15 protein-coding genes are annotated in these 14,422 nt (G+C 68.0%); 8 read left to right on the top strand and 7 right to left on the bottom strand.

Translation table 11 applies throughout. The features are described from left to right. Positions 1-37 precede the first annotated feature (37 nt). From ITJ66_RS03240 to ITJ66_RS03225, 4 genes are all read right to left on the bottom strand, one after another. A complete protein-coding gene (locus ITJ66_RS03240; protein WP_079704715.1) occupies positions 38-1,081 on the bottom strand; it encodes an ABC transporter permease in 1,044 nt (347 codons plus the stop codon). After that, on the bottom strand, positions 1,078-2,223 hold the full coding sequence (locus ITJ66_RS03235) for an ABC transporter permease (RefSeq protein ID WP_370582558.1): 1,146 nt from the start codon (positions 2,221-2,223) through the stop codon (positions 1,078-1,080). Before ITJ66_RS03235 ends, ITJ66_RS03240 begins: the two co-directional genes overlap by 4 nt. Next, a complete protein-coding gene (locus tag ITJ66_RS03230; protein WP_086472836.1) occupies positions 2,220-3,746 on the bottom strand; it encodes a sugar ABC transporter ATP-binding protein in 1,527 nt (508 codons plus the stop codon). Before ITJ66_RS03230 ends, ITJ66_RS03235 begins: the two co-directional genes overlap by 4 nt. Positions 3,747-3,863: 117 nt before the next feature. Then, positions 3,864-4,862 (bottom strand): ABC transporter substrate-binding protein, encoded by a 999-nt coding sequence (locus ITJ66_RS03225; RefSeq protein WP_086472835.1) that lies wholly within the window; start codon positions 4,860-4,862, stop codon positions 3,864-3,866. A gap of 268 nt (positions 4,863-5,130) precedes the next feature. Between ITJ66_RS03225 and ITJ66_RS03220 the strand changes: the two genes are divergently transcribed. The 4 genes from ITJ66_RS03220 (at position 5,131) to ITJ66_RS03205 (ending at position 9,781) form a co-directional block, all read left to right on the top strand. Next, positions 5,131-6,714 (top strand): sugar ABC transporter ATP-binding protein, encoded by a 1,584-nt coding sequence (locus tag ITJ66_RS03220; protein ID WP_194643403.1) that lies wholly within the window; start codon positions 5,131-5,133, stop codon positions 6,712-6,714. Beyond that, entirely contained in the window at positions 6,707-7,744 is a 1,038-nt protein-coding gene (locus ITJ66_RS03215; RefSeq protein ID WP_194643401.1) for a LacI family DNA-binding transcriptional regulator, read from the top strand. The genes ITJ66_RS03220 and ITJ66_RS03215 overlap by 8 nt, the downstream gene beginning before the upstream one ends. A gap of 325 nt (positions 7,745-8,069) precedes the next feature. After that, positions 8,070-9,053, top strand: coding sequence for a TerC family protein (locus tag ITJ66_RS03210; RefSeq protein WP_194643399.1), 984 nt, complete (start codon positions 8,070-8,072; stop codon positions 9,051-9,053). Between the two features lie 38 nt (positions 9,054-9,091). After that, positions 9,092-9,781 (top strand): SOS response-associated peptidase, encoded by a 690-nt coding sequence (locus ITJ66_RS03205; protein ID WP_194643397.1) that lies wholly within the window; start codon positions 9,092-9,094, stop codon positions 9,779-9,781. A gap of 3 nt (positions 9,782-9,784) precedes the next feature. On the opposite strand, the gene ITJ66_RS03200 is transcribed toward ITJ66_RS03205, so the two are convergent. Beyond that, positions 9,785-10,564, bottom strand: a complete 780-nt coding sequence (locus ITJ66_RS03200) for a CPBP family intramembrane glutamic endopeptidase (protein ID WP_228501451.1) — start codon at positions 10,562-10,564, stop codon at positions 9,785-9,787. Positions 10,565-10,664: 100 nt separating this feature from the next. Continuing rightward, positions 10,665-11,045 (bottom strand): antitoxin HicB, encoded by a 381-nt coding sequence (locus tag ITJ66_RS03195; RefSeq protein ID WP_194643395.1) that lies wholly within the window; start codon positions 11,043-11,045, stop codon positions 10,665-10,667. A gap of 190 nt (positions 11,046-11,235) precedes the next feature. Here ITJ66_RS03195 and ITJ66_RS03190 point away from each other — a divergent pair, with 190 nt between their 5' ends. From ITJ66_RS03190 to ITJ66_RS03175, 4 genes are all read left to right on the top strand, one after another. Beyond that, a complete protein-coding gene (locus tag ITJ66_RS03190; protein WP_137242599.1) occupies positions 11,236-11,886 on the top strand; it encodes a TetR/AcrR family transcriptional regulator in 651 nt (216 codons plus the stop codon). Between the two features lie 64 nt (positions 11,887-11,950). Next, positions 11,951-12,751 carry an MBL fold metallo-hydrolase gene (locus ITJ66_RS03185; protein WP_194643393.1) on the top strand — a complete coding sequence of 267 codons (801 nt, stop codon included), beginning with the start codon at positions 11,951-11,953 and terminating at the stop codon, positions 12,749-12,751. Positions 12,752-12,831: 80 nt separating this feature from the next. Beyond that, complete coding sequence (locus ITJ66_RS03180) at positions 12,832-13,353, top strand: hypothetical protein (RefSeq protein ID WP_228501449.1); 522 nt, start codon at positions 12,832-12,834, stop codon at positions 13,351-13,353. 23 nt (positions 13,354-13,376) lie between these two features. Then, positions 13,377-13,766: an MmcQ/YjbR family DNA-binding protein gene (locus tag ITJ66_RS03175; protein WP_194643391.1), complete on the top strand. Its 390-nt coding sequence runs from the start codon at positions 13,377-13,379 to the stop codon at positions 13,764-13,766. Between the two features lie 18 nt (positions 13,767-13,784). Here the strand turns inward: ITJ66_RS03175 and soxR are convergent, their stop codons facing one another. After that, entirely contained in the window at positions 13,785-14,228 is a 444-nt protein-coding gene (soxR, locus tag ITJ66_RS03170) for a redox-sensitive transcriptional activator SoxR (protein ID WP_255377972.1), read from the bottom strand. Positions 14,229-14,422 lie beyond the last annotated feature (194 nt).

The raw sequence follows: 14,422 nt of genomic DNA, 5'->3' as shown, positions 1-14,422 counted from the left end.
GGGATGGAACGGGTGGTGCTGTGGGGGTGTGCGGGCGTCAGGTCTTGCGCTTGCGCGAGACCACGAGTCGCTGGAGGAGGACGAAGACGAGCAGGATGCCGCCGGTGATGATGGTGGTCGCCTCCGGCGGGATGCTGCCGTCGCGGGTGATGAGCACGTTCATGAGGCCGAGGACGAGCGCGCCGACGACTGAGCCGAGGACGAAGCCTGCGCCTCCGGTCAACAAGGTGCCGCCGATGATGACCGCTGCGATGGCGTCGAGCTCCCAGCCGACGCCCGTGATGTTCTGGGCGATGCCGAGCTTCGAGGTGTAGACGACGGCCGCGAGGCCAGCCAGCGTGCCGCTGATCACGTAGACCATGAGCTTCGTGCGGACGACGGGCAGCCCCATGAGCAGCGCCGACTGCTCCGAGCCGCCGATCGCGTAGACGGTCCGGCCGAGGCGGGTCTTGTGGAGCACCACGAACGCCGCGGCGACCACGAGCAGGGCGATCAGGACGTTCGGGGTGGTGATGAGGTCGTTGATCTTCGGGCCGTCGATCACCTTCCACTCGGTGGAGAGCGAACGGATCGGCGAGTCGTCGGCGAGACGCTCCGGGGTGGTGCTGAGCATCGACGCGAGACCGCGCCCGAGGAACATCATCGCGAGGGTGGCGATGAACGGTTGGACGTTGAAGTACTGCACGAGCACGCCCGAGAACACGCCGAACGCGGAGCCGATCAGGATCATGATCACCATGACCGCGATCGGGTTCCAGCCCGAGTTCGCGAGCATCACCCCGATCAGACTGCTGATAGCGATGATCGCACCGACGGAGAGGTCAACGCCGCCCGTGAGGATCACGAAGGTGAGCCCGACGGCGAGGATGATCAGGTAGGCGTTGTTGATGAGCAGGTTCGAGATCGTGCTGGCCTGGACGATCCGTCCGTAGGCGATCTCGCCGTAGACGACCATGCCGATGAAGATGACGACCGCCGCCAGGGTGGGCAGGGTCTCGAGGTTGGGCGTCAGCCGGGACAGCAGCGAGCGCCGCGGGAGCACCGGAGCGTCGGGCGCCGGTCGGTCGGTGAGGGTGCTCATGCTGACACCGTTTCCTTTCGCGTGAGGACCGACGCCGTGGGCGTCGTCCGGGACTTCCGCCGGGCGAACAGGGCTCTCACGCGCTGTGACTGGAGGAGGCAGATGATCACGATCACGACGGCCTTGAACGCCGGCGTCGCCGAGGAGGGGATCGAGAGGAACACGATCGTCTTGTCGAGCGTCGCGATGAGGAGCGCGCCGATCACGCTGCCGGTGAGGGAGAACTTGCCACCGGCGAGCGAGGTGCCGCCGATGACGACCGCGAGGATGGCGTCCATCTCCGCGTTCAACCCGGTCTTCGCCACCTCGACCGTCATGACGCTGGCGGTGCTGAAGATCCCGGCGACACCCGCGAGGACGGCGCTCACGATATAGACGGCGATGAGGATGCCGATCGGGCGGATACCCGCCATCCGGGCGGCGCGCGGGTTGATGCCGATGGACTCGATCATCAGGCCGAGCGCGGTGCGCCGGACGAGGAACGCGACGATCGCGACGATGACACCGGCGATGATGAAGACGACGGGGAAACCGAACACGGTGCCGTTGGCGAGCCAGCGGAAGGGCTCGTTCGTGGCCGAGGTGTTCTGCCCCGAGGTGATGACCTTCGCGAGGCCGCGACCGGCGAGCATCGTGATCAGCGTGGTGATGAACGGCTGCAGGCCGACGATCGAGACGAGCACTCCGTTGACGGTGCCGAGGAAGGCGCTCACGGCGAGCGCGAGCAGCGCTGCGACGATGGCCGAACCGGCGTCGCCGCCGCTCTGGTTGCTCATGAACTCCATCGACACGGCGCCGGAGACGGCCATGACGGAACCGACCGAGAGGTCGATGCCGCGGGTGGCGATCACGAGCGTCATCCCGATCGCGATCATCATGATCGGGGCGCTCGCACGCAGGATGTCGATGGGGTTGCCCGACAGGTTGCCGGTCGTGCCGTTGACGGAGACCCCGAGGTAGCCGGGGTCCTTGACGAGGTTGATGACGAGCAGGAGCAGCAACGTCACGATCGCCCAGATGTAAGGCTGGTGGACGATGGTGCTGACGACGCCGCGGGCCGAGCCCTGGCCTCCGCGTGCGGAGCCGTGCCCGCCGCGTGCGGAGGAACCGGAACGGGCCGGCCCCTGATCAGTGGCGCTCACGTGGCGCTCCCTTCGGTGGCGATCAGGTCGACGATGGTGTCTGCGGTGACCTCGGGTCCGTTGACGATCTCGCCGATCTTACGGTGATCCTTCAGCACGACGATCCGCTCGCTCAACCGCACGACCTCCTCGAGCTCGGAGGAGATGAACACGACGGACATCCCGTCCTCGGCGAGCGCGGCGATCGCCTCCTGGATCTCGGCCTTGGCGCCGACGTCGATGCCACGGGTCGGCTCGTCGAGCACGATGAGCTGCGGCTTCGTCGCCAACCATCGGCCGAGGAGCACCTTCTGCTGGTTGCCGCCGGAGAGGTTCTTGATGGGTCGTTCCGGGTCGGAGGGCCGGACGTTGAGTTCGAGCAGGTACTTGTCGCAGAGTTCGTTCTGCTCACGGCGGGAGAGCGGGCGCGCCCAGCCCCTGCGGGCCTGGACGGCGAGGATGAGGTTCTCGCGCACGGTCAGGTCGCCGATGATGCCTTCGTCGCGTCGGTTCTCCGTGGAGAAGGCGATCTGCTTCGACAAGCCGGCCATGGGCGTGTGGACCTCTGCGGTCGTGCCGTCGATCGTGACCGTGCCGGAGTCGGGACGGTCGGCACCGTAGATGAGCCGACCGAGCTCGGTGCGGCCCGACCCGAGGAGCCCCGCGAGACCGACGACCTCGCCCGCGTGGACCTCGATGTCGACGGGGTCGATCGAGCCCTTCCGCCCGAGGTCCTTGGCGCGGTAGAACGCCGGGGTGTCGGCGGTGGCGGTCCGGCCGCGGTTGGAACCCAGGGCGGCGAGTGCGCCGTAGTCCTTGCCGATCATCTTGGAGATGAGCTCGGTGCGATTGAGGTCCGCGGTGCGGTACTCCCCGACGAACTCGCCGTTGCGGAGCACCGTGAGGCGGTCGCTGATCGCGTAGACCTGGTCGAGGAAGTGGGAGACGAAGAGGATCGCGACGCCCTGGTCGCGTAGTCGGCGCATGACCTGGAAGAGGCCCTCCACCTCGTTGGCGTCGAGGCTGGAGGTCGGCTCGTCAAGGATGAGCACCTTCGACTTGGTGACCATGGCCCGGCTGATCGCGACGAGCTGTTGCAGCGCGAGCGAGATGCTCGAGAGCGGCTGCTTGGGGTCGATGTGCCCGAGGCCGAGCCCGACGAGCGCTTCGTGTGCGGCTTCGTGGGTGCGGCGCCAGTTGATGCCGAAGGGGCCGCGGACCTCGTGGCCGAGCATCACGTTCTCGCCGACGGTGAGGTTGTCGCAGAGGTTCACCTCTTGATAGACGGTCGAGATGCCGGCGCTCTGCGCGTCCGCCGTTCCGGAGAAGGAACGGGGACCTCCGGCGACCAGGATCGTGCCGGAGTCGATCTTGTACACCCCGGTGAGCGCCTTGATGAGCGTCGACTTGCCGGCGCCGTTCTCGCCCATGAGCGTGTGGACCTCGCCGGGGAAGAGACGGAAGTCCACGTCTTGCAGGGCTTTGACGCCCGGGAACTCGATGGAGATGTGCTGCATCTCGACGATCGGCTCGGTGATTGCCATGTCTGCCTGGTCGTTCTGCCGGTCGATCCGGCGTCGTCGCCGGGGAGTCTGGTCCCCGGGAAGCGGGTGGGCGGTCGCCCGGCAGCGAGGGGGTGGCTGCCGGGCGACCGGGTCGGATCAGTAGGCGCGTTCGGGCAGTGCTGCCGTCGCGGCGTCCGGGGAGTCGAACGTGACACTCGGCACCACGATGTCCGATTCGACCTTGTCGCCGGCGAGTGCCTTCTTGACGATGTCGATCGCCGTCTCACCGAACAGCGGGTTGTACTCGGCGACGAAGCTCAGTCGTCCGGCGGCGAGTGCTTCGAGCGCCGCCTTGGTGCCGTCGATCGTGATGATCTTGACGTCGGTTCCGGGCTTCAGGCCGGCCTCCTCGACGGCGAGTGCAGCGCCGAGGCCCATCTCGTCGTTCTGTGCGAAGACGAGCTGGACGTCGTTGTTGTTCGCCTTGAGGATGGTCTCGAAGACGCTCTTCGCCTCTTCGGTGGACCAGTTGGCCGACTGCGACTCGAGCTTCGTGAAGTTCGGGTCGATGGTGTCGTCCCAGCCCTTGTTGCGGTCGTTGACGACGGAAAGGCCGGGAGGGCCCTCGAGGACGACGTACTTGGCGCCGTCGGGGAACTGACCGTTCGCCCACTCGGCGGCCGAGGCGCTGATGCCGACGTTGTCGGGGGCGATGCGGCTCGTGTAGAGCTCGGTGTCGTTCGGCTCGATGCCGCGGTCGAGCAGGACCACGGGGATCTCGGCCTCCTTCGCGCGCTCCAGGACGCTCTCCCAGCCGGTCGCCTCGGTGGCGGACAGCAGGATGGCGTCGACGCCCTCGTCGATGAACGAGGTGAAGGCGGTGATCTGCGAGTTCTGGTCGCCGTTCGTCGCCGGTGCGTACTTGAGGTCGAAGCCGTTCTCCTTCGAGAACGAGTCCTGGATGTTCTTCTCGTTCGCGGTGCGCCATCCGCCCTCGGGGCCGACGGCCACGAAGCCGATGGTGGTGAGTTCGCCGTCGGAACCGGCGTCGCCGTCGGAGCTTCCGGAACCGCTCGAGCAGGCGGTCGCGCTGAACGCGAGAGCGCCGACCAGGGCGAGGCCCGCGAGTGCGCGGACACGTGTTGTCTTGAACATTGTTCTCCTCTTTGAGACCCGCGGTCCCGACGATGGGTGCGGCGTGAATGTGACGTGCGTGGTGCTGCGGTGACGCAGGTGGCCGGTGATTGTTAGCGATCACATCTGCGTTGTGCTGAACATTAGCTACGGCTCGAAGTGGTTGTCAACAGGCAATGTTAGCCCTCACAATTCTCGCGGAGCGGCCTCCCGGCGGCGCCGTCGCGCGCGCTAGAGTCAGGTGATCAGCGGACACCCCGGCCGCGACCACCTCGATGGAGAGCTGCAGATGACCTCGCCCACGCCACTCGTGCAGCTGCGCGGTGTCTCGGTGAGCTTCCCCGGCGTCAAAGCGCTCGACGACGTCGACCTCCGGTTGTTCCCCGGCGAGGTCCACTCCCTCATGGGCGAGAACGGAGCGGGGAAGTCGACGCTGATCAAGTCGCTGACCGGGGTCCATCGAATCGACAGCGGAAGCATCCTCCTCGAGGGGCGCGAGGTCTCGTTCTCGAGCGTCGCCGACGCCCAGGCGCACGGGATCAGCACCGTCTACCAGGAGGTCAACCTCCTCCCCAACCTGACCGTCGCGGAGAACATCCTCCTGGGCCGCGAACCACGCCATGCCTGGGGAGGGATCTCGGGGAGGCGTATGCGCGAGCGCGCCCGCGAACTGCTCGCCGTCGTCGGACTCGACATCGACCCGGCCTCGCAGCTCTCCGCCCACCCGCCGGCGATCCAGCAGCTCGTCGCGATCGTCCGGGCGATCGCCGTGCGCACCAAGGTGCTCGTCCTCGACGAACCGACCTCGAGCCTCGACAACGACGAGGTCACCGAACTCTTCCGGGTCATCTCGATCCTCAAGGCCGAGGGCGTCGCGATCCTCTTCATCTCGCACTTCCTCGACCAGGTCTACGAGATCTCCGACCGACTCACGGTGCTGCGCGAAGGCCGACTCGTCGGCGAGTACCTCCCGCACGAACTGCTCCGGATCGACCTCGTCCACAAGATGATCGGCAAGGAGCTCGCGACCTTCGACGAGATCCGACGCGGGCTCGACACCTCCGACGAGGGCGACGCCCTGGACGGTGAGGACCCGTTCGTCGCGGCGATCGGGCTCGGGCGCCAGGGCGCGATCGAACCGATCGACCTGAAGGTCTACGAGGGCGAGATCGTCGGCATCGCCGGCCTGCTCGGCTCAGGACGGACGGAGCTCGCCAGACTCCTGACCGGTGTCGACCGGGCCGACACCGGCTCGGTGGAGGTGGCCGGAAGAGCCACCCGCCTCGGATCCCCGCGCCGCGCCCTCAAACAACGGATCGTCTACGCGTCAGAGAACCGTCGCACCGAGGGGATCATCGGCGACCTCAGCCTGCGCGACAACATCGCCCTGGCCCTTCAGGCGGACCTCGGGTGGTTCAGACGGATCCCGCTGCGTCGGCAGAACGAACTGGCCGAGAGCTACATCCAGGCGATGGGCATCAAACCGGCGAATCCCGATGCGCTCATGAAGGAGCTCTCAGGCGGGAACCAGCAGAAGGTACTCTTGGCGAGGTGGCTCGCGCTCGCTCCTCGGTTGCTCGTGCTCGATGAACCGACCCGAGGCATCGACATCGGCGCCAAGGCCGAGATCCAGAAGCTCGTGACCCGGCTCGCCGAGAACGGTCTGTCGGTCGTGTTCATCTCAGCCGAACTCGAGGAGGTCCTGCGCATCAGCCACCGGATCGCCGTGCTGCGCGACCGACGGAAGGTCGCCGACCTCCCGAACTACGACCTCACCGTCTCGAAGCTGCTGGCCGCGATGTCTGAGGGGCCGGACGAGGCCCCGCCGGAACCGATCACGACCGCCGACGACGAGAGGGGACCGCGTGGCTGAGCCGTCCCGTCATGCGACGATCTTCGACGTCGCGCGGCTCGCGGGGGTCTCGCACCAGACCGTGTCACGGGTGCTCAACGACCTCCCGAACGTGCGGCCGGCGACGAAGGCACGGGTCGACGAAGCGATCAAGCAGCTGCGCTACGTCCCCTCCCCCGCTGCCCGGACGCTCGTCACGAAGCGATCCCGGACCATCGGCCTCATCGCCACCGGCGGCACCGAGTTCGGGCCCTCGTCCTCGGTCCTGCACTTCAACGCGGCGGCCCGTGACGCACGCTGGTCGGTCTTCACCGCGAACATGGTGGACAGCGACCCGGGTTCCGCGCGTGCAGCGGTCGAGGGGTTCCTGCGCCAGAACGTCGAGGGCATCGCCGTCATCAGCGCGCGCGAGGGGGTCACCGACATTGTGGCGGGGATGGAACTCAGCGTGCCGCTCGTGGCCCTGCACGCCACGCCACGTGCGGGCATGGTCACCGTCGGCGTCGACCAGTACGCCGGCGCGCGTGCCGCAACCGCCCACCTCATCGGGCTCGGCCACCGGCGCATCGGACACCTCGGCGGACCACCGGACGCGATCGACGCCCGCGAGCGCGAGCGTGGCTGGCGGGACGAACTCGCTTCAGCGGGTCTCGTCGCGCAGGTCGTCGGGACCGGCGACTGGACGCCGACGTCCGGATACTCCCTCGGGCGACAGCTGGACGACGAGGTCACCGCGGTGTTCGCCGCCAACGACCAGATGGCGCTCGGCCTCATGCACGCCCTCACGGAGCGCGGCCTCCGGGTGCCGCTCGACTTCAGCGTCGTGGGGTTCGACGACATCCCCGAGGCGGAGCATCTCTCTCCGCCGCTCACCACCGTGCGGCAGGACTTCGAACAGGTCGGCCGGACCCTGCTCGCGACCCTGCTCGACCACGTCAACGGAGAACCCCCGGGAGCGGTGCCGCCCTCGGTACCGGAGCTGATCATGCGCGACTCCACGGCGACTGCGAACGCCGAGCGTTTGGCGAGGCGCAGCGTCGACGTCCCCTGAGCAACTCCGGTCCCTGCCCCTCACGCGGCCCCAAAGCCTCACCCGGTCCCTGACCCTCACCCGGTCCCCGACCCCCGCCCGGCCCCTGAGCCTCACTCGGCCCCTGAGCCTCACCCGGCCCCTGAGCCTGTCGAAGGGCGAATTCCCAGGTACCCCGTCCACCCCCTGACCTACACTTGTCGGAGCAGGGGGAGTACTCCTTCGCGACATGCTCGTCAGTACGGATCCGCCATCGGGTCCCGGGGTGTCGGCTCTCATCGAGAGTGGAGAAGACCGTGTTCCGACCATCGCGTCGGAGTCCCGTCCTCGAGCCCTTGGAGCCACCATGGCCGTCACCCCGCTGATCTGGATCATCACCATCGGTGTCACGATCCTCTTCTTCGTCTACGAGTTCTTCGCGCACGTGCGGAAGCCCCACGAACCGACCATCGCGGAGTCGGCACGCTGGTCGATCTTCTACGTCAGCCTCGCCCTGCTGTTCGGCGTCGGCATCGGCCTCGTCTCCGGCTGGACGTACGGCGGCGAGTACTTCGCCGGGTACCTGACCGAGAAGGCGCTCTCGATCGACAACCTGTTCGTCTTCCTCATCGTGATGGCCGGGTTCGCCGTCCCGAAGGCGTACCAGCAGAAGGTGCTGATGATCGGCATCATCATCGCGCTCATCATGCGCGGTGCGTTCATCGCCGTCGGCGCCGCACTCATCGAGAACTACTCCTGGATCTTCTACCTGATGGGCGCGCTGCTGCTGTTCCTCGCGTACCGCCAGGCGTTCGGCAGCCACGAGAGCGACCCGGCCAACGGCAAGGTCGTGGGATTCGCCCGACGCATCCTCCCGATCACCGACACCTATCACGGTGACCGACTCTCGGTGAAGATCGACGGCAAGCGCTTCTTCACGCCGATGCTGCTGACGATCGTCGCGATCGGGTTCGTCGACCTCGTGTTCGCGGTCGACTCGATCCCCGCGATCTACGGCCTCACCGAGCAGGCGTACATCGTGTTCACCGCGAACGCATTCGCCCTGATGGGCCTCCGCCAGCTGTTCTTCCTCATCGGCGGCCTGCTGGAACGCCTCGTCTACCTCGCCCAGGGGCTCGCCGTCATCCTCGCCTTCATCGGCGTGAAGCTCGTGTTCCACGCCCTCCACGTGAACGAGCTGCCGTTCATCAACGGCGGTCAGCACATCGACTGGATCCCCGACATCCCGATCTGGTTCTCGCTGCTCTTCATCGCCGCGACCATCACCGTGGCGACGGTCGCCTCGCTCGCGAAGACCCGACGCGACGCGCGGGCCGGCATCGAGCGGTAGGGGTCGACCGACCGCACGTGCGCTCCTATGCTGAGCGCATGTGCGGTCGCTTCGTCGTCACCGATTCCACGTCCACCCTCCTCGCGGACCTCGTGGCCGAGTTCGAGGCGCCTGCGCCCGACTACAACGTCGCCCCCACCACCGAGGTGACCGTGGTCCGAACCCGGCACGAGGAACGGGCCGCGACCAGCGCCCGCTGGGGCTTCGTCCCCGGCTGGGCCAAGGACTTCGCCAAGCAACGGCCACAACCCATCAACGCGCGCATGGAGACGGTCGCCACCGCCTCCATGTTCCGCAAGGCCTTCGCCTCGGCACGGTGCATCGTCCCGGCGACCGGCTACTACGAGTGGGTGGTCACCGAGACCGGCAAGCAGCCCCACTTCATTCACGATTCCGAGGCCGAGCTCGCGATGGCGGGCATCATCAGTGCCTGGCCCGACCCGGGCAAGGCGGAGGACGACCCGGACAAGTGGCGTCTGTCGATGGCGATCATCACGCGGGACGCGCACGTCTCACCGGGCGAGGTCCACGACCGCATGCCCGCCTGTCTGACCCCCGACGGCTACGACGACTGGCTCGGCGACCACCTCGACACCGACCAGCTCCTGCAGCTGCTCGACCGGGAGTCCTTCGCGGTCGCCCACGATCTCACGCACTACGAGGTCACGCGGGACGTGAACAACGTCCGCAACACGGGCCCGCACCTCATCGAGCCGCTCCCGGTCTGAGTGTCAGCTCAGGGCGGGTGTCGCGTCCGTTCGGGATCCGGCCTGCCGCTCGTCTGTCCCCGTGATCACCCAGTACACGACCGCGACGGCGAGGATGCCGATGACCGGCGTCAGGTAGGCCGCCCAGGGCGTGCCGAGCGGGGCGAAGCCCACCGAGAACGCGGCGACGTCCCAGATGCCGTGCAACGCCATCGCCCAGATGAGGGAGCCGGTCACCCGCCGCACGATGTAGAAGCAGGTGCCCGACATCGCGGCGAGGACCACCTGTCCGAGGGTGTTGAGGAATGGAGCGCCGAGTGCTGCATTGACCAGATGCATGGCCCCGAAGAGCAGGGAGGTCAGCAGCCACACCCACACTTCGGAAAGACGTGAGCGGAATGCCGTCAGCAGCAGACCGCGCGACATCAGCTCCTCACAGAACCCGACCGCCAGGCCCAGCGCGAGCAGGGAGAGGAGGAACGACGGGTCGAACTTCGACCAGTCGGTGTTGACCAGGTTCGCGACGGCGACGACCAGCATGAGCGCGGGAACGAAGATCGGCCACGTGTGGTGTGAGCGTCTCCGCTCGAACAGGGCTGGCCGCCACCATCCCAACAGCCAGGTGGTGATGGCCAGCAGCACCCCTCCGACCGCCAGGTCGAGGACCGCCCCTCGCCACGTGAACTCTGCGGACGTCCCGATCTGGGTGTACGCCACCCCGCTGAGCTTCGACACGACGAAGATGACGGCGACGTAGCCGACGTAGATCGCCAGGCCGATCCAGACACGAGGGGTGACGCGCATACGCTGTTGCCTTCCAGTCGGCGGGGGAATCGACGCTCCAATGTATCGGGCGCAAGTGCTCAAACCTGTGATCGTCTCAGCGCTTCCGATAGCGGGCCGATCAGCGTGCGACGAGCTGAGACACGCGGCCTCGCGAGACGCCGAGGATCGCGGCGGAGTCCGTAACGGAGAATCCCGCTTCGCGGAGATGACGAGCCGCTGCACGTGCGCGGGCTGCCGCCGCGGCGGACGCTGCCGTCGCTTCCTCGGTAGCGGAACGCGCGGCGACGACCTCGTCATAGAGGGCACCGATTTCAGGAATCACCGTCACCACCCACCCGCTGTGATCAACGTCGGGGTCGTCGGTGTCGAGATAGTCGCGGATCTGCTGCTCGGCCTTGTCGAGCGTTGCGACCTGGCTGACCGGCTCACCATCGAGGTGGAGTTCCCAACCGTGTTCCCACTTGTGCGCGGTCGCTGTGATGCTTATCGGCTTGACCATCGCGGTAGTTTAGGGGGGCTATATCGTCAATGTCTAGTCCCCCTAGACAACACGTGTCAGAGAGGTTGGATCAGGGCCGTGGCCCAGGTCTCAGCTTCCTCACAGACGTTCGTCTAAGCTAGACGAGCGTCTGACTCAGACGATCGTCTAGCGGCCCGAGCCTCGGGCCCTCCACCTCGAAGGAGCGCCGGTGAGCGGTCTGCGACAGTACGCGATGAACCAGGTCCGCGACGAGATCATCGACGCCGCCGGACTCGAGTTCGGCCGGAACGGCTACGCCGGGACATCGTTCTCCGGCATCGCGTCCGTCATGGGTAAGCCGAAGTCGGTCATCGGGTACCACCTGTTCCCGTCGAAGCGGAGCCTCGCGCACGCGGTGATCGCGGAGCAGGACGAACGATGGCAGGCGGCGGACGCACGGATCGGGGTGCCCTACGGCGCGCTCCGCTGGGTGACGATGATCCTGGCGTCCGCGCAGGAGGCGCAGCGGTCCCCCATCGCGATGGGCGCCATCCGGCTCCTGCACGAACTGCCGCGGATGGACGACCCGGTCTACACGGTGTTCGACTGGCGGGCCTACACCCGCACGAACCTCCGCATGGAGGCCGCAGCGCACGATCTCGACCTCCCCGACCTCGACGGCGTTGCAGACGTTCTGCTCGACGCCTGCTTCGGACTCGTCACCACGACGGTGGGCGACGACGATGCGGCCGAGCTCAGCGAGCGACTGATCACCCTGATCCGGCCGATCCTCGCGACCGTCGATCCCGCCGGCGCTGCAGCCACGACGGCCGCCGCGGCGGCCGCTCATGAGCTCGTCGCCGGACCGGCCGAGCACTGACCCCCCCCCCCCCCCCGAGCACCGACCCCTCCCCGAACCCGTCTCCGCAATCGGAAGGACGCCCATGTCCCAGAGCGACCCCGCGCACCTCGACGCCGTGCCGAACGGCACCACCCGCAGCACCACGGTCACGGAGCGGGTACACCTCGTGCAGGGTCCGTCCGTCAACTGGATCATCGTCGAGGGCGACCTCGGGCCGGTCCTCATCGACACCGGCTACCCCGGCGACGGCGCGGCCGTCACCGCGACCCTCGGCGCGCTCGGCTACGCGGTCGAGGACGTGCACGCGATCCTGCTCACCCACGGGCACAGCGACCACATCGGCAACGCGACCTTCATCGCCGGGTTGGCGGAGTGCGACATCCTCGCGTCCCGCGACGAGATCCCCAACGTCCGCCGGGAGGTGCTCGAGCAGGTCGGGCTCGCCGACGTCCAACCCCACCTCGAGCGTCCCGGGGTCGCCGCCTGGGTCAGTCACGCGGTCGAGGCCGGCGGACTCGAGGTCGTACCGCCGACGTCGGTCACCGCCATCGAGGACGTGCCGGAGCTCCGGGCGACCCTCGGGGTCGCGGTCCGCCCACTCCCCCTCCCCGGCCACACGCGCGGGCACCTCGGATTCCTCCTCGTCGAGCACGGCGTCCTCGTCGCGGGCGACGCACTCGTCACCGCCCACCCCACCAGTCCCCACGACGGCCCGCAGTTGCTCCCCGAGATGTTCCACGGCGACCTGCAGCGCGCCCGCCAGTCGTTGACCACGCTGGCCGGGCTCCCGGCCTCCGTCGTGTTGCCCGGGCACGGCCCGGCGTTCTTCGGCTCGCCCGCGCAGGCGGCGGCGGAAGCCCTCGCCTTCGGGAGTGCGTTCTGAGCATCCCACCGCCCGTCGGACCCCTGCGATAGCGTTGGTCGCGTCCCCGAACCCGGATCCCGAGCCACGAGGAAGTGCCCATGAAGAACCCGTTCCGCCGCGACGGCAGCCCGAACGACGACAGCTCGAACCCCGAGCGGACCGACGTCCCAGATCAGCCGAACCAGGGCCGCACCCTCGAACCGGCTCCCGAGGTACTGGCCGAGCTCGACGCACTGAACGAGGCCTGCCGTGCGGCGCCGGACGACATCGACGCGCAGATCCGACTCTGGCGGGCGGTTGCCGCACTCGACCGGTGGGTCTTCATCAACCGTGGTCCGGAGGACAACCCGCGGCCGTACGCGCTCGCAGCGCAACCGGGGAACCTGGTCGGCATCTACAGCAGCGGGACGCGAGCGCAGGAGGCCGCGTACGCGAACGGGCTGGTCCCGCCGGACGCCACGGTGTCGCTGCTCGCGGTCCCGATGCCTGCGGCGATCGACTGGGTCCGGTCCTTCGGCGAGCACGGGGTCGTCGGCGTGACCATCGACTACCCGCGCCTCGGCGCCTGGTGTCCGCTGCAGAACCTGGCGGGGCTCAGGCCCACGGACACCCAGGGCTGACGCCGACGCCGAGGAGGACCACGATGCACGGCTCGGAGTTGCAGGACCGGGCGGCACGGCGCGCCGACGAACTCCCCGGCGCGGAGCTGACGCACCCGTTCGGCGAGGAGTGGGACGTCTACAAGGTGCGCGGCAAGGTCTTCATGCTGCAGACGGGGGCGACGGGCGAACCCATCGTCACCCTGAAGGCGAGGCCCGAGGACAGCCACAGCCTGCGCGAGGCATTCCCCGACATCATCCCCGGGTATCACATGAACAAACGGCACTGGATCTCGCTCAAGCCGGGCGGCGAGCTCGAACCGGCGTTCGTCGACGACCTCGTCACGGAGTCGTACCTGCTCGTCGTCGAGGGGCTGCCGAAGCGGCTGCGCCCGGTCGATCCAGCGACGTTCGGACAGCGCCGCGACAGCTGAACACCGGGCCGGCAGCACTCAGACCGGGATGCGCCTGGCGCCGGTACCGGTGTCGCCGAGTTCGTCGTCGGGGTTGAGGAGCGTGCACGCCTTCATCGAGAGGCAGCCGCAGCCGATGCAGCCGGTGAGCTCGCGTTCGAGTTGCTCGATCCCGCGCCGACGCTGTTCGAGGACCTTCTGCCAGCGGCGGGAGGCCCGCTGCCAGTCCTCGTGACTCGGGGTGCTGGAGAGTGGCACGTCGGCGAACGCCTCCGCCACGTCTTCGAGCGGGATACCGAGGCGCTTCGCGACCGAGATGAGCGCGACGCGACGCAGCATGTGCCGGGGGTATCGCCGCTGGTTGCCGGCGGTCCGCTCGGACCCGATGAGGCCGAGCCGCTCGTAGTAGTGCAGCGCCGACACCGCGACGCCGGTGCGACGACTCATCTCGCCGACACTGAGCAACTCGTCCGGACTGTGCACGGTGTCTCACCCTCGTTCCTCGCATCGACCTCAAGCCGCCTTCAGGTCCGACGCTCGTTTCGACGGTACACGAGCGGGTCAGGGCGGATGGGGAGCGCTCCCCATCCGCACGCTCGACCAATGCCGGCGGACACCTGTCGCCGATCAGTGTGCCGCTGGCAGGATGGTCGGAATCGCACATCGACCGGGGGGAC

Origin of the sequence: Plantibacter sp. VKM Ac-2885 (assembly GCF_015351205.1) — a bacterium.
In the GTDB taxonomy this organism is placed as follows: domain Bacteria; phylum Actinomycetota; class Actinomycetes; order Actinomycetales; family Microbacteriaceae; genus Plantibacter; species Plantibacter auratus.
This window is presented reverse-complemented; position numbering and strand designations above follow the sequence as displayed.